The sequence below is a fragment of the Candidatus Kapaibacterium thiocyanatum genome (assembly GCA_001899175.1).
Lineage (GTDB): Bacteria > Bacteroidota > Ignavibacteria > Kapaibacteriales > Kapaibacteriaceae > Kapaibacterium > Kapaibacterium thiocyanatum.
On record MKVH01000013.1, the window covers coordinates 1 to 18,039 of the forward strand.

16 protein-coding genes are annotated in these 18,039 nt (G+C 57.5%); 5 read left to right on the forward strand and 11 right to left on the reverse strand.

Annotation, left to right across the window (positions count from 1 at the left end; all coding sequences use genetic code 11):
- The 3 genes from BGO89_01890 to BGO89_01900 all read left to right on the forward strand — a co-directional run.
- Positions 1 to 743 (forward strand): hypothetical protein (locus BGO89_01890; protein ID OJX59194.1); only part of this gene is annotated, 743 nt, incomplete at its 5' end.
- On the forward strand, positions 740 to 1,210 hold the full coding sequence (locus tag BGO89_01895; protein OJX59195.1) for a hypothetical protein: 471 nt from the start codon (positions 740 to 742) through the stop codon (positions 1,208 to 1,210). The genes BGO89_01890 and BGO89_01895, both read left to right, overlap by 4 nt.
- Positions 1,211 to 1,758: 548 nt before the next feature.
- Positions 1,759 to 2,934, forward strand: a complete 1,176-nt coding sequence (locus BGO89_01900; GenBank protein OJX59196.1) for a hypothetical protein — start codon at positions 1,759 to 1,761, stop codon at positions 2,932 to 2,934.
- A 1,619-nt stretch (positions 2,935 to 4,553) separates the two neighbouring features.
- Here the strand turns inward: BGO89_01900 and BGO89_01905 are convergent.
- From BGO89_01905 to BGO89_01925, 5 genes are all read right to left on the reverse strand, one after another.
- Positions 4,554 to 4,844 (reverse strand): hypothetical protein, encoded by a 291-nt coding sequence (locus BGO89_01905; GenBank protein OJX59197.1) that lies wholly within the window; start codon positions 4,842 to 4,844, stop codon positions 4,554 to 4,556.
- Positions 4,841 to 5,311 (reverse strand): hypothetical protein, encoded by a 471-nt coding sequence (locus BGO89_01910; GenBank protein ID OJX59198.1) that lies wholly within the window; start codon positions 5,309 to 5,311, stop codon positions 4,841 to 4,843. Before BGO89_01910 ends, BGO89_01905 begins: the two co-directional genes overlap by 4 nt.
- Before the next feature lie 90 nt (positions 5,312 to 5,401).
- Positions 5,402 to 6,589, reverse strand: a complete 1,188-nt coding sequence (locus BGO89_01915) for a hypothetical protein (GenBank protein ID OJX59199.1) — start codon at positions 6,587 to 6,589, stop codon at positions 5,402 to 5,404.
- 1 nt (position 6,590) lies between these two features.
- On the reverse strand, positions 6,591 to 8,060 hold the full coding sequence (locus BGO89_01920) for a hypothetical protein (protein ID OJX59200.1): 1,470 nt from the start codon (positions 8,058 to 8,060) through the stop codon (positions 6,591 to 6,593).
- Between the two features lie 4 nt (positions 8,061 to 8,064).
- Positions 8,065 to 8,412, reverse strand: a complete 348-nt coding sequence (locus BGO89_01925) for a ferredoxin (GenBank protein ID OJX59201.1) — start codon at positions 8,410 to 8,412, stop codon at positions 8,065 to 8,067.
- A gap of 133 nt (positions 8,413 to 8,545) precedes the next feature.
- On the opposite strand from BGO89_01925, the gene BGO89_01930 reads away from it, so the two are divergent.
- Positions 8,546 to 10,798 (forward strand): hypothetical protein, encoded by a 2,253-nt coding sequence (locus tag BGO89_01930; GenBank protein ID OJX59202.1) that lies wholly within the window; start codon positions 8,546 to 8,548, stop codon positions 10,796 to 10,798.
- Positions 10,799 to 10,831: 33 nt separating this feature from the next.
- Complete coding sequence (locus tag BGO89_01935) at positions 10,832 to 11,734, forward strand: hypothetical protein (GenBank protein ID OJX59203.1); 903 nt, start codon at positions 10,832 to 10,834, stop codon at positions 11,732 to 11,734.
- Positions 11,735 to 11,737: 3 nt separating this feature from the next.
- Here the strand turns inward: BGO89_01935 and BGO89_01940 are convergent, their stop codons facing one another.
- The 6 genes from BGO89_01940 to BGO89_01965 are packed head-to-tail and all read right to left on the reverse strand — an operon-like array spanning position 11,738 to position 18,039.
- Positions 11,738 to 13,222, reverse strand: coding sequence for a D-alanyl-D-alanine carboxypeptidase/D-alanyl-D-alanine-endopeptidase (locus BGO89_01940; GenBank protein ID OJX59204.1), 1,485 nt, complete (start codon positions 13,220 to 13,222; stop codon positions 11,738 to 11,740).
- Positions 13,222 to 14,466 (reverse strand): non-canonical purine NTP pyrophosphatase, RdgB/HAM1 family, encoded by a 1,245-nt coding sequence (locus tag BGO89_01945; protein ID OJX59205.1) that lies wholly within the window; start codon positions 14,464 to 14,466, stop codon positions 13,222 to 13,224. The genes BGO89_01940 and BGO89_01945 overlap by 1 nt, the downstream gene beginning before the upstream one ends.
- Positions 14,463 to 15,518 (reverse strand): hypothetical protein, encoded by a 1,056-nt coding sequence (locus BGO89_01950; GenBank protein OJX59206.1) that lies wholly within the window; start codon positions 15,516 to 15,518, stop codon positions 14,463 to 14,465. The genes BGO89_01945 and BGO89_01950 overlap by 4 nt, the downstream gene beginning before the upstream one ends.
- Positions 15,519 to 15,547: 29 nt before the next feature.
- The gene (locus BGO89_01955; GenBank protein ID OJX59207.1) at positions 15,548 to 16,339 is read right to left on the reverse strand and encodes a hypothetical protein; all 792 of its coding nucleotides are present in this window, start codon (positions 16,337 to 16,339) and stop codon (positions 15,548 to 15,550) included.
- A gap of 51 nt (positions 16,340 to 16,390) precedes the next feature.
- Positions 16,391 to 17,617, reverse strand: coding sequence for a hypothetical protein (locus BGO89_01960; protein OJX59208.1), 1,227 nt, complete (start codon positions 17,615 to 17,617; stop codon positions 16,391 to 16,393).
- Positions 17,614 to 18,039, reverse strand: coding sequence for a hypothetical protein (locus tag BGO89_01965; protein ID OJX59209.1), 426 nt, complete (start codon positions 18,037 to 18,039; stop codon positions 17,614 to 17,616). Before BGO89_01965 ends, BGO89_01960 begins: the two co-directional genes overlap by 4 nt.

Consider the following 18,039-nt stretch of genomic DNA (forward strand, 5'->3'; position numbering starts at 1 on the left):
ACGGCGTCAGGCAGTACGATGCGGGGTATGGCAGGTTCCTGTCGGTGGATCCCCTGTGGAGCAAGTACACCGCACTGACGCCGTATCAGTATACTGGGAACAACCCGATCATTCAGCTCGATATGGGAGGCACTCACATAGAGTTCATTGGCGAATCTTCTCGACGTGCATATGAACAAGCGAAAGACTATATCCTCAAAAAGGGAGGCCAGGAATTCGCTAAGTACTTCGTTGATATCGAAACCAGCGACAAGCATACATTCTATCTACGCGCAACTGGTAGCGGAATCGTACAGGATAACTATTTTAATGAGTATGGCTCTGCAGATGGGGCGTACGAAGCAGTGCCTCCTGGATACCTACCATTCATTTCTTGGGATGCACGACATGCTTTGGAATTTGAACCCGGGAAGTTCATATCCCCAGCACTCATACTTTTCCACGAAATCGTTCACGCACATGGTTGGTTGACAGGTACGGGAGCCGATCGCACAGAATATCTCAATGATCCGATGACCAGTGCTGAAGAGGGTAGAGCCATTGAGATTGAACACCATCTAGCCAGAAAGCTTGGTGAGTCATTGCGAAGGAATCATATTGGAGTTAATCCGCGTCTTGCTCCCGTAAGCAAAGTCTCGGAAGTGCCAAGGAAGGCTAGTAAGAAAAAAATAAAAGAGGTTACCGGAGGAGGAAAGAATGATAATATCCCTGGTGACCGTACACCAACAGGAGACCGTCAATGATGAAGTATATCGTGTTACAAGCCATGTGGATACTCTGTATGATTGGTTGCTGTACGATAGTATACGGCCAGCATCAGTGTAAACCGAATAGAGAGCGTTTCGTTGGGACAATCTATTATAGGCCATGGACAAGTCATGATTTAGTTATATATGATATTAAGGACTTGATTCAAACAGCGAAGAGGAACTGTACTGTTGTTCACAGTCATGGGGCAATGGAACAAGCTGATGTCAGTAAATATAGAGGTCTGCCTGTTCAGCAAGGAAAAATCGATGTCAGGATCGTATTTATAAGACAAACACTAAATCGTGTTGATACGATAGGATTTGGTCGGGGAGAGTTCATGATGATCAATGGTAAGTTGCTGCCATTGGATAGAGATCTTCTTGAGTATGTGGCCGTTAGAATTCCATATGGTTTTGCATATCCGATTTTCAATTGGAAACAGGATAGCACGGCACGGTAGGGTAGTGTTCGAATATGTTGATGGCGAAGCCGGATCGTTGGGATGCCGCTTGGATACTGTTCCGTAGCCTTTGTCACCGTCACCTGAATGAGGGTAGATAGCTGCTGATCGAGCGGAAACAAACCGCTCAACGAGGCCGCGTCTGGCACCTTTCAGACCTCGTGCTCCAATGTGTGGATGAATTGAACCGACACCCTGCTCGAACTGGCTGACGGGCTCGACGCGGACGACGGGTCTGGCCCGCACGGATGCCAATACCTACACGGAGAACGGCGGTATCGCCACCCGTACGCGGTCGGAAGACGTCGCCGTGTTCGCAGCGATGTGCATGTGGCGGTATCGCCACCCGTACGCGGTCGGAAGACCTGCTCGTCAACACCACGCCCTACGGCCGTCAGACCTACGAGACGTGGAGCTATGACGCGAACAACCTCGTCGAACGCTACACACGAAGTTCCGTCATCAAGAGCCAGAACCTCGCCACCGGCTGCTATCCCGATGCGCTCACGGCGCCGCGCGACGACTGGCGCTACCGGTACGCTCCGTTCATGGAGCGTGAGCAGAAGCGTCAGGTCGAACTCTCGAGTGGAGAGTATCAGCTCGAAGGCCTCGCCTGGGTGTACTACGGTCTTGGTGGTGACAGGAAGCAGTTGTCGGTATGGAACGGTGTTCAGGGTACGTGGTGTCTTCAGAACAACCACGTCTTCCTGTGGCCCGTGGAGTACAACAGCTACGGTCCGATGAACACGCGGATCATCACGCGTGCAGCAGGAGGAACGAAGGAGATCGTCTTCACGGATCACCTTGGGAGCACGGTCCAGGTGAGACGAGGAACGCCGGAGTATGGTGCGGATCAGCGAGCGTACACGGCCTTCGGCGAGGACGTGAATCTTCCGAACGAAGCGCTGATGGGCCGTACGGGCTACATCGGCCGTGAGACGGACAACGAGAGCGCACTGGGCTTCTACGGCGTCAGGCAGTACGATGCAGGGTATGGACGATTTCTGTCCGTGGATCCGCTGTGGAGTAAATACACTACTGTTACTCCGTACCACTATAGCCTGAATAGTCCGCTGACTCAAACAGATTTTACAGGACTTGGTGTCGAAGACGTCAATCGTGTTGGGGCAGCAATTGCTGGATATATGAGTCGTATGTATGAACAGGGCGCACAGTATCTAGCCAGCGGACAGGGCTGGGGCGAAGCGTCTGGAACGATTGTCCGTGCAGATGGTGGGGCAATTTCTGTCACCGATGAGAACTTTACACCGGGGACGCATGCTTCCGCGCGACTAACAACGAGTGGAAAATTTGATGGAAGTCCGCTGATTCCTGGTCTTGCTGGTTCAATCCATACACACACTAGTCCGGAATCAGAAGATGATCTCGTACCTCGTGAGGGAACTCCTCCTGGGGGGATTGATATCTTTTCGACAGGGAATCTTGCCGTGAGGTTTGGAGAGCAGGCAAAAGGATTCATTTCATTCATTGCAGCTAATGGGGCTAATTTTGCGGTTGAAATCGAATCAGTAGAACAAGCCGTTGCATTCTTTGGTCAATTCAAGGATGTAAAAGAGTTCAATGCTGCGTTCACAAAAGGAATGGAGGGATCCTCCCAAGGTGTGCGTGCAAGAATTATTGAGATGATAAACAGTAAAAATACAGGAGTTCGTGTGTATGAAACTACATCAGAAGATAAGAGTGTATACAAAGAGGTTAAATAGGACCTCTTTGTTTACTCTGGCATGTGGGTTTCTCATTGTATCGTGCGGAACAAGTACGAATCAGTGCCAGGTTTACAGTAATCAGATTCAGAAGAGGTCAGCTTCAGTAGGGGACTGCATAGAGCAGGTTCGTACGTTTGCTGGGCCAATACTAGATATGTGGAAGGCAGATCCTGAACCACTATCTTATACCGAGTTGCATTTACGTCTTGACAAGGATATGGTGGTGATCATCTATCACGATCCAGTTCCAGTATCAAGTACAGGAGATGTACCATTTGAGAGAATACTCAGTAAAAAGGCATCACAGGTAGTCGTATCAAAAGTCGTTAATACATTGGAAGTATGCTCTGATACGGTCAGGCTACCAAGGTAGGGTAGCGTTCCGGGTAGGGTAGTGTTCCAATATGTTGATGTCCCCGTCAACGGTAGTGTTCCAATATGTTGATGGCGAAGCCGGATCATTGGGATGCCGTTTGAATACTGTCTTGCAATCTATATCACCGTTACCTGGATGGGTAGTGTTCCAAAATGGGTAGTGTTCCAAAATGTGGATGTCGAAACTGAATCGTTGGGATGCCGCCTGAATACTGTCCCGTAGCCTTTTTCACCGTCACCTGGATGAGAGTAGATAGGTGCCGATCGAGCGGAAACAAACCGCTCAACGAGGCTGCGTCGGGTATCCTTCAGACCGGTAGTGTTCCAATATGTAGATGACGAAGCCGAATCGTTGGGATGCCGCTTGAACACTACCCCGTAGTCTTCGTCGCCGTCACCTGGTCTAGGGTAGATAGCTGTCGATCGGACGGAAGCAAGTCGATCAACGAGGCTATGCCGAGCTTCTTTCAGACCTCGTGTTCCAATGTGTGGGTAGTGTTCCAATATGTTGATGACATCATCGAATGGACAATAAACGGCTTGGTAGCGGGATTCCTCCCTGTGGTAGTGTTCCAATATGTTGATGGCGAAGCCGGATCATTGGGATGCCGCTTGAATACTATCCGGTCACCTTTGCCATTATCACCTGGACGGGGGAGATAGCTGTCGATCGGGTGGGAAGAAACAGTGCAACGAGGCTGCGTCAGGTATCTTTCGGATCTCGTGTTCCAATATGTGGGGAGTGTTCCAATATGTCGACGGTGAAGTCGAACAGCCGATAAATGGCTTGGTAGAGGGATTCCTCCCTGTCGTGATCATCATGGAGTGAAAGCTTCTTTCTTCACAAGCCCGTTCTGCCGTATTTCCGCGGAACATTCGAACCTCGTGCTCCAGTATGTGGATGAGCTGAACCGACGTTCTGCTCTCACTGCTTACAGGTTCGATCCGGACGATGGGTCTCGTCCCTAGTGTTAACTGTGCCGATAATGGGATCGAGTCATCAATAGCTCCCTTCACAGCACTGGCTGTGGCCTCCGGTGGCGATGCTCGCATGAGAATCCAGCATTCCCTGGACACGAACCATGATACGGGGATTCACCTGCTTCAGAACTCCTTGTCCGCTATATCAGCGCATGATACCTGTATTACGACACTTCCCGATACCGGACGATGAATCCAGGATCGGGAAGTACCGAAACACGACCATGTTCGATCGGGATGCCTGATCGACGACCGTTCCTTCAATAGGCGTCGTCGTGCAGTTCGATGTGCATCCTGCAGGAATCGTCATGCTCGGTGCATGACATCTGGCCTGCGAGGAGAACGCCGACGGCGAGTCCGGCAACGATGGTGATGATCCTGCGTACCCACTCGTTCTTCAGCAGCAGGGCGATGCCGAGCAGGATGAGGAAGACAGGCCACCAGATGCCGAGCGGACCGAGCCAGGCCGTTTCGACATGGAGGTTGGACAGGAGCCAGACCATGCCACTACCGACGAGGGCCGCGCCGAAGAACGTAGGCAAGGTGCTCATGCCGTCACCTGTTCGTCGGTCGATGGCGTTGGAATGTAGGCAGATCGGCGGGACTTGACGATGAGTCCGACACCGATGGCGATGAGCAATACGGGCCAGAACAACGACAGATCGAGTTGCGGAATCAGATTCTCCGTCAACGTGATAGCGCCGAGGACGATGAGGATGATACCGAAGACGACGGTCCCGGACATACCGGACCGTTCGCGCGGGAACGGCATGGTCGATCGTTCGTCATCGTTCGTCGTCGAACCTGGATTCATGGCATTGTAGGCCATGGCCCACGGTTGCTGCGGCGTCAGGATCCAGAGGATGATGTAGGCCAGGACACCCATGCCGTCGGCGAAGGCGGCGAGGACGAAGGCCACGCGGATGAGGACGGGATCGATCTGCAGATAGTCGGCGAGTCCGGCAGCTACACCGGAAACCATGCGATCGTTGCGCGAGCGGAAGAAGCGACGGGTCATTGGAACCTCCTGTAGTGAAATGACAGAGGGGACATACGGCCGGCTTCGACGAAAGGTTACAGTAGCATCATCGACGGTATGATGCGATACTCAAGGCGCACTCAGGCAGCCCGACGATCCGGTCCAGGGGTCGACATTGTAGCGGGCACCCATGAGCTCTCCCCGCCCGGTTCGTGCGAGAGACATGACGGGCATGGGCTCGGCAGCATCGTCGAACCATACGAGCATGATGCGGATCTCGACCTTGTTCATACCGTACGGAGTGGCGACGCACGGAGCATAGACGACCTTGCGTTGCAATACCCACTTGTCGCGCTGGTCGATCGGAATGGCATCGATGTCGGCCTTCACAGGATTGATGTTCACGCCTTTTCCCGCGAACGAGAAAAGCGGCTTCAGAACGTAGCCGTTGAGATCGTCCGGAATCGATGTACTGTCGTTCGTGAATATCGTATCGGGTACTGTTGCGTGTTTCAGGAACGGAAGGGAATATTTGCTGATCCTGAAATACCAGTTCGGATGCCCGGCCCATTCCACATCGAGGTCGTCGGTCCATGCGAAGGGCAGGGCCACACCCATGTCGTCGAGCTCGTCGACGATGGCCCTGTTGAAGATACGCCGGAGACGTATCGTCCTGCCGTTCCGCTCGGCCATGAGATGCATGCCTTCCTTGCGCACCGACCTGATGTCGATGGTCTGCAGGCCGATATAACGCTCCATGGCGATGAAGTCCGTTCGCGTCTTCTGATGCTCGGGGTCGACTTCGAGGAGGGCACATTCGGCAGGATCGTGCGTGGCGAAGACGGCGCGCTTCAGGACATCGAAGTAGTGCTGTTCCGAAAGACCGGATAGCGTCGGCGTGACGTCATGCACACCATAGAAGTCGCGCATTGTCGATGCATAGAGGTACTGATAGCCGAAGAGGGATGGAAAGCCCTGGAGTTCGATGAGTTTCGGGACGAAGTTGCCGTCGTCATCGGTGCAGATGGCGAAGTCGACGACCGAGAACAACGGGCGATCGTTCTGTCGCGGGACGGTATGCTCGGGCGAGAGCGTGACGTCCGACTGTGCGACGTAGTCGGGACGCACACACTGTTTGACGATGTCGGCGGCGGCACGTTCGAGCGTGATGCGCATTCCCGACGAGAGGAAGATGGGCATTTCGCAGACGCGATAGCCGATCTCCATGCCGAGCCAGGCATTCAGTTCGTCCTTGCAACGCCGATAGGATTCCGGTGTGACGCGTTCGATGAACGCTTCCTGGAGGTCTGGTCTCACATCATCTCCCGTAACGCAGTTTTCCGGCCGTAAAAGTAGCCATCACCTGCGTACGGAGAATCATGTCGTCAGGACATGCATGAAGATCCTGGTCGACGACGACGACGTCGGCATCGAAGCCGGGCTCGATGGAACCCCTGCGATACTGCATGTCGGCTGCGGCATGGGCCCACGACGTCGAGGCCATGAGGGCCTCCGCTCGCGTGATGCACTCCTGTGCCTGCCACGGACGGTCATGGCCGCGAGGGATACGTCGTACGAAGGCATCGATGGCTTCGATTGGGGACGGTGGTTCGATGGGGAAGTCGCTGCCGGAGGAAATACGGATACCTGCATCGAGAAGGCTGCGCCAGCGATAGGCCCAGGGCAGACGGTCGCGGCCGAGACGACGTTCGGCCATCGGTGCATCGCTCAGGCAGTGCGTGGGCTGGATGCAGGCGAAGACGTTGAGCTCGGCCATACGCCGGACATCGTCCGGATGGACATGCTGGGCATGTTCGATACGCAGGATGATGTCCGACGGCCCGGCATCGGGACGGCGCCGGATCCGTTCGTAGGCGTCGAGGACCGTTCGTACGGCGGCATCGCCGATGGCATGTGTGGCGATGCACCACCAGCCGGCGTCGATGGCATGTGCGGTACGGTCGACGATGTCCTGCATCGACAGCAGGGCCGTTCCCGTCGTATCGGGACGATCGGTATAAGGCGCGAGCAGTGCAGCGCCGTGGGAACCGAGAGCTCCGTCGGCGAACATCTTCACGCCGCATACCCGGAGGAATTCACCCACGGCGGGAAGCAGGTTCCACGTATCCCATTCGTTGTGCTGGGACCGGAGGAAGGATTGCACTCGTACGGGAAGGCGTCCGCTCTCTGCCAGTTCTCGCATGGGATCGAGCCATGCGGCATCGACGTCCATGTCGTGTACTTCGGTGATACCGTTACGGGCGCATTCGGCCGTGGCGGCAACGATCATGTTCTTCAGTTCTTCGGAAGTCGGTGCCGGAATGGCTGTCCATATCGGGGCCATGGCATCGTCGGCGAGAATGTCGGCTGTATCCGTCAGTCCGGCGGCCTGTCTGGCCGCGCTGTTCGTCCAGAGAGCATGGCCATCGACGCGTGACGCGACGACGGGGATGTGGCCAATGGCATCGTCGAGCATGGCCGTCGACGGATAGCGGGAATCCTCCCACAGTTCCTGATTCCATCCCATAGCCTGGATCCAGCCTCCCTGCGATGGCGAGGCTGCGGCGATACGCATCACGCATTCATCTGCACTGCGGGCATCGTGAAGCGAGACGGAAGTCAGCCGCTTACCGAGTCCGACGATATGGGCGTGACTATCGACGAAGCCCGGTAGCACGTGGCATCCGGGATAGTCGTAGGTATCGGTTTCGGTACGGATGATGGTGCCCGTCGGGCACGGCAACACGGCACGAATACGGCCGCGTTCGAAGTGTAGTTCTGCAAACAAGGGATCAGTTGCGCAGGCGGATGGTGTCGATGCTGTCCAGGTAGTCCTTCTTCTTCAGCAGTGCTTCGTCCGTTTCCACGATGAGGGGATCGGGCAGACAGCAGTCCACCGGGCAGACGGCCGCGCACTGCGGTTCATCATGGAAGCCCTTGCACTCGGTGCATTTGTCGGGAACGATGTAGTAGAATTCGGCCGAGAAGAAGTTCCGTTCGTATCCTGCGGGCGATGGTGCGTCGCCATAGCGGTTGCCCGCGAGTTCCCATTCCGCACCGGCCTCGTAGATGGCCGTATTGGGACATTCCGGTTCACAGGCTCCGCAGTTGATGCAGTCGGTAGTAATGTAGATCGCCATGGTTCACTATCCTTGGGATGGATCACAAATTTACAACAAGGATGCTGAACCGAGGGGATGCAAAAAGATTTGAAACAAACGGGCGGCGTATACGTTTGACGCGCTCGATTTCTCCGTCTGGGACACTATTCTAATGCGGCATACGATAGCTACGATCCTGCTCCTGTGCCTTGGAGCCATTACGACTGTATCGGCACAAACCACGGCGACGATATCCGGTTTCGTCGAGGATTCCGTGAGCAAGGAGACGCTCGTGGGAGCCTCCGTCAGTGTGAAGGGCACGAAACTGGGAGCCTACACCAACAAGAGCGGCTTCTTCTCGGTCTCGCAGATCCCTCCGGGAGAGTGCACGCTCGTCGTGTCCATGCTCGGCTACGTCCGCCGTGAGATTCCCTTCAAGGTGACGGCGGGGCAGTCGATCAAGACCCGTATCCAGATGGGATCGGGCGAGGTCCAGACGAAGGAGATCAGTGTGGAAGCCGCGCGGAACGAGGACAAGCGCCAGATCAACGTGTCGCAGGTCAACATTCCCATGCAGCAGATCGCCCAGATGCGTATCGGCGGCGAAGCCGACATCTTCCGCGCCCTCCAGATGTTGCCGGGCGTTCTGACGTCGTCGCAGATATCGTCGGGACTCTTCATCCGCGGCGGCTCTCCCGATCAGAATCTCGTCCTGCTCGACGGCATGACCGTCTACAATCCTACCCACCTGTTCGGCTTCATCTCGGCGTTCAATTCCGATGCCATCAAGGACGTGGACCTCATGAAGGGCGGCTTCCCGGCTGAGTTCGGCGGACGGATGTCGGCCGTGCTGAACGTGACGCAGAAGGACGGTAATCGCGATCACGTCGAAGGTCTTGTCGGCCTTGGGCTCATCTCTTCCCGCGCATCCGTGCAGGGGCCGCTCGGCAACGGTTCGTGGTTCATCGGTGGACGCCGCACGTATCTCGACCTCGTGCTCGGCCTTCTTCCCGAAGACCCCAAGAATCCGTTCCCGTCCTTCAACTTCTATGACGTCAATGCCAAGATCACGCAGAACTTCGGCGACGACGACAAGCTATCGCTGAGTGGCTTCCTCACGAGCGACAATCTTACCCTGAACCAGCCCAATCTCGACTTCGGCATCGGTATCGGAAATCGTGCGGGATCGTTGCGATGGGTGCACATCTTCGGAGCCGATCTGTTCTCCTCGCTCACGCTCAGTGCCAGCCGCTACCGCAACGGATTCAACGGCAACAACGCCGGATTCGAATTCGAGATATCCAACGGCATCGTCGACTATTCCGTCAAGGCCGAAACCGAATGGTATGCCTCGGACAAGCTGACCGTCAAGGGCGGATACGAAGGCACGATCTTCAACTTCACCTATCTCCAGAATTTTTCCGGTTCGCAGAGCAATCAGGGGGGTGATGCCGTCTTCAATCTGGACATCTGGGACAACACGCACAGTGTCTTCGGGCAGATGAATTATCAGGTCAACGACCTCCTCAGCTTGCAGGCAGGTCTGCGCGGCAACTACTGGTCGTATTCGAAGACGGCTACCGTGGATCCACGTCTGGCCTTCCGCTATCAGCTCTTCGAAGGCGTGGCCGTCAAGGGTGCCTGGGGTATGTATCACCAGTATCTGCGTCTGGCATCGGCGCCGGACTTCTCCTTCTTCGATACGTGGCTGCCAACGGATTCGACGGTGCAGCCCGGTCGCGCGGACCACTATATCTTTTCCGTTGAGACCCATCCCTTCGAGGATTACGACTTCAACGTCGACGTCTACTACAAGAAGCTCTGGAACATCAACGAACTGAACCAGACCAATACACGTGCACGGACGGTGAGCGACGTCTTCTATCTCGGCAATGGCCACGCCTATGGCGTCGAGCTCTTCCTCCAGAAGAAGGTCGGACAGTTCACAGGATGGGTTGGCTACGCTCTTGGTTGGGTCGAGGCCACCTTCCCGCAGATCAACGGCGGGCAGACATTCCGTCCGAAGTACGATCGCCGCCACGACTTCAAGGTCACCGGTATCTACAAGCTCAACGAGCGATGGGAACTCGGGGCGACCTTCGTCTTCCAGTCCGGCCAGTCCTATACGGGAGCGACATCGCGACTGCAGGGACAGCTTCCAGGACTCGAAACCGGTGTCGGACTCGTCGTTCCGTCACAACGCTGGGGTCTGCGCCTTCCGCCGTCGCACCAGCTCAACCTGAACGTGAACTACAACACGACGCTCTTCGATCTACCCTTCAGGATACTTCTGGATCTTTACAATGCCTATTCGCGTCGCGATATCTGGTTCCGTTTCTACGACACGAACAAGCCCGTTCCCGAAGTGACGGACGTACGCCTGCTGCCTCTGCTGCCCACGATTTCCTTCGAACTGAAGTTCTGACATCCACCACAACAACGACAACACGGTTTACACATGAAGATGAACAGAGAGCATCAGGGATCGAAGAGCATGCGTTCGTTGATGGTGGCGGGACTGCTGGCAGTGACGGCCTTGCTCACGAGTTGCGGTGATCCCATACCGCAGGACTATACGCCGCAGGTCGTGGTGGAGGCCTTCCTCTATGTCGATCAGCCCATCAAGGGCATCCGTATCTACTGGTCGCAGTCATTGTCCGATACCTTCAAGTACGAACGGGCAGCCATCCGTACCGGCATGGTGGAGATCACCACCGGTGCCACGACGATACCGCTGCACTTCGTCGCCGACTCGAACGGTGGAACATGGGAGGCCGTGGATACGAACATCCATATCCAGCCGTCGACGACCTACAATCTGGCCGTCAACGTCGAGGGGCGCTCGATGTCCGGTGTCACGACCACGCCGGTACGCATCGAATGGATCAAGCCGCCGAAGGATACGATCCAGTATCCGGGCTTCATGAACGAAGGCAAGCCCGTCGATTCGTTGAAGGTGTCGTGGACGGTACCGCCAACGACGACGGAATACATGGTGGCCATGGAATGTCTGGATACATTGCGCTACGGCGTCTACCTCGATCCCCCTACGACCGACTCCAACAGACGCATTCGCGACTCGGAGTTCGACGACGATACGCCGCTGGCACGCGAGCGTACGCGCATCGCCTTCGCACAGGCGTCGAACATCTTCTCATGGGGCGCGTTCAAATGGTTCGGCCGTCATGAATTCCGCGTCTATGCCGGCGACAGGAACTTCATCAACTGGCTCAAGCAGTTGACGTTCGGTGGCCGTCAGATCAATCCCAATCTGGGGAGTATCAAGGATGGCATCGGCGTCTTCGGATCGGCTTCGGTCATCAAGGCTCCGACCTTCCTCAGGAAGGACGTCACGCCGTAATCGTCACTTCCGGCTGAAGCTCGCCAGACGCATGCAGATGAGGTCCTGCAGGTTGTGGACCATGGCCGTCGGCAGGACCGTATTGTCGGCCATCACGGCGAAGCTCAGTGTTTCTCCGTCGCGCGTCGTGACGTAGCCCGCAAGGGTCGAAACGTTGTTCATGCCGCCGGTCTTCGCACGTACGGAGCGTTCGGCGCGTGTGCCCACCATCCTGCGTTGCAGGGTCCCAGGCTCACCTGGTGCTGCGAGAGAGGCCTTGTAGGCGGCAGCCCAGGGCGTATGCGATGCGACGTTGAGCAGATTGACGAGATGCTGCGGTGTACAGAGATCGAGGCGCGAGAGACCCGATCCGTCGACGATCGCGAGGTCCTGACCACCGATACCATTGCGTTGCACGAAGGTACGGATGACATCGGCGCCTTTCTCGAAACTTCCGTCACCGGATACCTCACGTCCGATCGTCTTGCACAGGATATCGGCGCCGAGATTGTGGCTGACATGATTGATCACGGCCACGATATCCGAAAGGGGAGGCGATACCGTTTCCGCAACGCGCATGCTGCTGTCGTAGGGTAGAGGATCGTTCCAGTCGTCGACGTCGATGAGCGCTCCCCTGAACCGGATGCCATGGCGTACGAGGGCATCCCTGAACAGACTCGCGAAATACAGCGTCGGATTCTCGACGGCGAGATGGAGGTTGATGGTATCCCGCCGCGGGCGCGCCACGATCGTACCGACGATGTCGACGATGTTCGTGGGACCATCACGCAAGGCTTTCACTTCGGTGACACCCGTACTGTCCACGACGCGCAGACCGTTCATCACACGGACGTAGTCCGTTTCGGGAACGAGTCTGATCTGCGATTCACCGCCGGGCTTCAGCGGAGGGATGATGAGGGCACGTACACTGTTGTCGGCCACTCCGAGACCATTGACCTGGGCGCCGTACGACCATACGAGATCGTCCCATGCCCAACCCGTCGCATAGTCGACATCGTCGAACACGTCGTCGTCGCCGATGATGTTTCCCTTGACCGATCTGATGCCGAGCGAATCCAGAACGCCGACCCACTGATCGAAGAGGACGAGGGGATCGCGGCCGAACGTCGTGCTCCATGTGGGATCGCCGGAACCGCGGACGATGATGTTGCCTGCGAATTCACCGTTCTCCTGGATGCGACCGTCGAGATACAATGTCGTGCGGAAGCGGTATTCCGGTCCGAGCGTGGCCAACGCCACGGCCGTCGTGAACAGCTTGTTGGTGGATGCGGGGGTGAAGAACATCTCGTCGTTGTGACGATAGAGATGTTCGGCATTGTCCGTGGATGCTACGCAGACGCCGAGCAGCGCCGAACGCCATTCCGGGGCGGACAGCAGGTTATCGAGATCCGTACGCAGCTCGCGTACGGCCGCCGAACGGGACTGGCCCTGTGCGAACGAGACCGTCGTGACGAACAGGCCGGAAAGGATGAGGCGGGCGAGATACATTACATGCGCTCCAGTACCTGATTCCATGCAGTCAGCAGGATGCTGGCGGCATCGTTGCCGCATTCCTCAATCACGACGTCGACGCATCGCTGCATGTCCGTATCCGTCGCCCCAACGAGGAAGGCGCCACGTACGTGCGAATACAGTTGCGTCGTCCTTCCGAGCGCCGCGAGCATCGCCACGACGCAGAGTTCGCGCATGACGATGGGCAGGCCGGGGCGGGAGAGTGTCTTGCCGTATCCTTCGACGATCATCCATGAACGGAGGTCCGGCGTGATGGTATCGAGGCGTTGCATCATGCGATCGTAGACGTTGCCGTAGACCTTGCGACACAGCGCTTGTCCCCGTTCTCGGAATGCATCGACGGAGAACGGTTCGGCCGGCGATAGCCGATGGTCCGGCAGTGCGGTCCGTACATGATCGGCGAGGATGGTCAACGAATCGAGGGCGGCAGGGAAGCCTGCGAACAGATACGACTGCAGGAGCACTTCATAGAGATCGTCCGCTTCGTCCGGTGTGACCACATCGGCTATGACGCGGCGCAGGAGGCCGCTATCGTTGACGGCGGCTGCGATGGCCGCACGGATGAGATGGTCGTATTCGACCGATGCTTCGGGTGTCCTGTCGTCGTGAAGTAGCCGTTCCGTATCGAGACGCGACAGACTATCGCAAAGCCGTGCGGCGGCCTTGCCGCGATGGCTCATGGCCTGCTTGTCTTCGGGCGACATCTCGGCGTAGGTCCTGGTTTCGCCATCGGCCATGAACAGCGGGTCGTAGCCGAAGCCTCCGCCGCCACGCTCCATATCGGTGATGCGGCCGGTACTCGTGCCTTCGGAGAACAGTGTACGGTATCCGTCGATATAGCAGAGCACACAACGGAACCGTGCCGTACGCCCATCTTCCGTCACGTCCTTCATGCGTTCGAGCAGGAGCGTCCTGTTCGATGCATCCGTGGCATCCGGACCGGAATAGCGTGCCGAGTACACACCCGGTGCACCGTGCAGGGCATCGACTTCCAGACCGCTATCGTCGGCGATGACGGGCAGTCCCGTACGCTCATGGATGGTCCGTGCCTTGATGAAGGCATTCTCCTCGAACGTCGTTCCCGTTTCCTCGATCTCGACGGCGCCGATGGCGGCCGTCATGGGTATCAACCTGGCATCGATCCCATGTCGTGCGAACAGGGCCTGGAGTTCGTCGACCTTGTGTGCATTGCCCGTCGCTATCACGATGGTATCGGTCATATCCTGTCGATGTCGAGAGTTGAACAGACGTCGTCGAATGCCGTCATGAAGTCCCTGATGTCGCCCGATGTCATAGGACCGCACGTTCCGATCCTGAGCATCGTTCCGTGCAGGTGATCCTGACCACCGGCCACGATGATGTCGTGCCGTTCTTCGAGTGCATGCCTGATGTCTTCGGATCGGTCATGGAGTACGGCCGTGAGCGCGTGCGACGATGCTTCACCGAAGAGTGCGAAGCCACGTCCGGCAAGCTCGCGATGCAGACGATTCGTGACCTGCATATGGCGTGCCCAGACGTGTTCCATGCCTTCCTCGAGAATGATGCCGAGCGCCGCGTCGAGTCCCGCCAGCAGCGTCACCGGCGGCGTCCATACGAACAGCCCTTTTCGCCGATGGGCGAGGACGTCGTGCAGGTTCATCGTATAGACGCGTTGTGGAAGCGTATCGAGATGCCGCCTGGCCCGATTGCTCAGCGACAGGCAGGCGAGGCCCGGTGGGCACATGAGACCTTTCTGTGTGCCGCAGATCACGGCGTCGAGCTCCCATTCGTCGACCTTCACCTCATGCACGGCGACGCTGCTCACCGCGTCGACGCAGATCATGATGTCGGGGCGTACCGCTCGGACCGCTCTGGCGATGCTTTCGAGGTCGAGCGTGACACCGGTCGACGTCTCACTGTGGACCAGCCATATCGAGGCCAGGTCTCCCGCTTCGTCGATGGCCTGCATCACGTCGTCCACCGATACGGATCTGCCCCATTGGGCGCGAAGTGCCTGGACGTGCACACCTGCGAGGCCGAGGATATGTTCGATCCGTTCTCCGAACCGTCCGTGTTCGATCACGAGAGCATGGTCGCCCGGCTTATGGAGAGACCAGGCCACGGCTTCGATACCGGTCATGCTGCTGCCGGCGAGGACGATGACGGGTTCCTTCGTGAGGAAGATACGTTGCAGGTTCTGCCAGATCCGCTCCGACAGTTCCATGAAGGCCGCCGTACGGTGATGCATCGGCGGCTGGGCGCAGGCATCGAGTATGGTCTGGGGAATGCGCACGGGGCCGGGAGTGTACAGACGTTGTGGCATCATGGCCTACTTGCCTCGTAGAGCAGTATCGACGCGGCAACGGCCGCGTTCAACGATTCCGTGCCGTGTCCACCGGGAATCGTGATGGTCCGTGTGACGTGCCGTGTGACGTCTGCGGAGATGCCGTGTGCTTCGGAGCCGATGATGAGGGCGAAACGTTCGTTGCCATGCAGTACTTCCGGTTCGGCGCCGCCACGTGCGGATGTCGCGAAGACCGTTCTGCCGGTCAACGTTCCGGCGAGCAGGGATGCGAGGTCGGTGTGACGCAGGACGTTGCAGCGGAACAGGGCACCGGCCGTGGAGCGTACGACCTTCGGATTGTAGATATCGGCACATCCACGTCCGAGCACGATGTCGGTGAATCCGAACCATGCGGCAGTGCGGATGATGGTACCTACGTTACCCGGATCGGAGACGCCGTCGAGCAGGATGGTACGGTCCCCGACGGGACGTTCGTCGAGGAAATCGACGATCGCGAAGATGTCCTGTGGAGACGACGCGTCGGTCATGAGGTCGACATCCTTCGCACCCGAGGCGTAGACGTAGGCTCCCGCGTCCATGAAGGTCCGGGCCAGCTCCCACGACGAAGGCGATGCGTCGTCGCGTATTACGACGGTATCGGGATGCAGGCCGCTGGCTGCGAGGTCAGCACAGGCATGTGGGCCTTCGACGACGAATTGCCGCCGTTCCTCGCGGACGGTTGCGCGCTGGAGTTCGCGAACTTCCTTCCGCTGTTTCTGCGAAAGCCGTGGTAACGATAGTGTATTCACGGTTGCAAAGATACCTACCATTCGCCACGTTCAGGCCCATGGTGATGTCTTCGCGATCACGACATGCCCTGTTCAGAAGTAGGTGGAAATCCCTGCTTCGATGCCGCTCGTCCGTACGGCCGGATTGCCGAGGATGTCGCGTTGCCACGCGTTCCGGTAGTTGATCCTGAGTACGGTCTGGCGTGCAGGCCTGATGCTGATGGCAGGCACGATGGCCCAGAGATCGTCGGCGATGTTCCCGCCCGTTTCACGGAACTTCCCGACGTTCCAGTCGGCGTATTCGATACGGCAGGCGAGATTGACGACGGCCTTGTCGAAGCCGAGGATGGTACCTTCGATGACGGGCTGGATGACGTCGAGGAATCCGCCGTGCTGACGGTCACCGTACTGCTGCGTGTAGGTTGCGGGCACGTCGACCATGATCCAGGCCCACTCTCCGACGATGCGGGTTCCGATTCCGGGCAGGGTCGTGTTCGCGTCGACGGCGAAGACGTCCAGTCTGCGTGCATGGTCGAGTTGCAGGCCGTCGACATCGACCTTGTTGTAGATGCCGCCCATATACGAAAGGCCGATCTCTCCTACACGTTGATTGCGGATGGCCACCTTGCCCGTGACGAGCATCCTTCCGTTGCCGCTTTCCGAGAATCGTTCCGCGTTCGCCTTGGATGCGGGCAAGAAGGTCCTGTTCTGGTTGTTGGCGATGATGGAATTGTCGAAGCCGTTCGTGAGATAGGCCTCGTAGCCCAGCGCCCATGCACCGTCGAAATGCTTGCCGTACATCCCGAAGCCGACGTTACTCCATGTGGCGGGCAGCATCTGCGTCATCGCCACGGGCCTGTCGACGAACTCCCACTTCGGTCCGTCGTGGTTCTGGTTGAAGGCGCCGATGGGATTCATCACGATACCGCCCCGGAAGTTGACGAGCGGCGCGAAGCTGACGTCGACAGAAGCGAACTCGATGGCGATCTCCTTGCCGCCTTCCTCGAACTCGACTTCCGTAAGGAAGCGGATATTCCTGTGGATGGATGCCGCCACGAAGAGCGTCATGCGCGGCATGCCGAAGCTGTGGCCGTCGCTCACGCCGTTCGAGCCCATGTACCGGTAGTCGGCTTCGACGTAACCACCGACGGATACGGGCAGGCCGCCCATCTGGAGAAAAGGTCTGTTGTAGACGGCATCCATGTTCATGCCTTGTTGCGCGGTGTCGGCAGGGACGCGCTTGAACAACGTGCTGTCGCTCTGTGCCGAGGCCGTCGATACGAGGACGGCCGTCAGGAGAAGGGTGGATATCAGGTTCATGTCAGATCGATGACGACGGATCGGTTGTTGACGGAGGTGGGGAAGGTCCGCAGGCTGGTTTCGGCAGGACCTTCCTGGACGATACCGGAGCTATCGAATTCGCTGCCGTGCGCGGGACAGTGCAGGCGGTCACCCGATACCTGGAGTTCGGCGCCCTGATGCGTACATCGCATCAGCAGGGCCTTGAACGTGCCTTCCTTCGTACGGAAGACGCAGACCGGATATCGCAGACGTTCATTGCCGGCGACGATAACGGGGAGGTAGGTCTTCGCGCCATCGTTGACCACTTCGAATTCATTCAGCGGCACTTCCATGGTATTGCCGGATACCATGGCGTTCAGATACTTGATGCTCGAGCATCCGTCCAGCAGCAGGGACAGACAGCCGGCACCGCACAAGGCCAGAAAACCCTTCCTGTCCAT

Bases quoted from the DNA above. Each gene is read 5' to 3' on its own strand.
- BGO89_01960 (OJX59208.1), bottom strand. From the start codon at position 17,617: ATGAACCTGATATCCACCCTTCTCCTGACGGCCGTCCTCGTATCGACG.
- BGO89_01910 (OJX59198.1), bottom strand. From the start codon at position 5,311: ATGACCCGTCGCTTCTTCCGCTCGCGCAACGATCGCATGGTTTCCGGT.
- BGO89_01940 (OJX59204.1), bottom strand. From the start codon at position 13,222: ATGTATCTCGCCCGCCTCATCCTTTCCGGCCTGTTCGTCACGACGGTC.
- BGO89_01925 (OJX59201.1), bottom strand. From the start codon at position 8,412: ATGGCGATCTACATTACTACCGACTGCATCAACTGCGGAGCCTGTGAA.
- BGO89_01930 (OJX59202.1), top strand. From the start codon at position 8,546: ATGCGGCATACGATAGCTACGATCCTGCTCCTGTGCCTTGGAGCCATT.
- BGO89_01905 (OJX59197.1), bottom strand. From the start codon at position 4,844: ATGAGCACCTTGCCTACGTTCTTCGGCGCGGCCCTCGTCGGTAGTGGC.
- BGO89_01900 (OJX59196.1), top strand. From the start codon at position 1,759: ATGGAGCGTGAGCAGAAGCGTCAGGTCGAACTCTCGAGTGGAGAGTAT.
- BGO89_01955 (OJX59207.1), bottom strand. From the start codon at position 16,339: ATGGTAGGTATCTTTGCAACCGTGAATACACTATCGTTACCACGGCTT.
- BGO89_01945 (OJX59205.1), bottom strand. From the start codon at position 14,466: ATGACCGATACCATCGTGATAGCGACGGGCAATGCACACAAGGTCGAC.
- BGO89_01965 (OJX59209.1), bottom strand. From the start codon at position 18,039: ATGGACAGGAAGGGTTTTCTGGCCTTGTGCGGTGCCGGCTGTCTGTCC.
- BGO89_01895 (OJX59195.1), top strand. From the start codon at position 740: ATGATGAAGTATATCGTGTTACAAGCCATGTGGATACTCTGTATGATT.
- BGO89_01935 (OJX59203.1), top strand. From the start codon at position 10,832: ATGAAGATGAACAGAGAGCATCAGGGATCGAAGAGCATGCGTTCGTTG.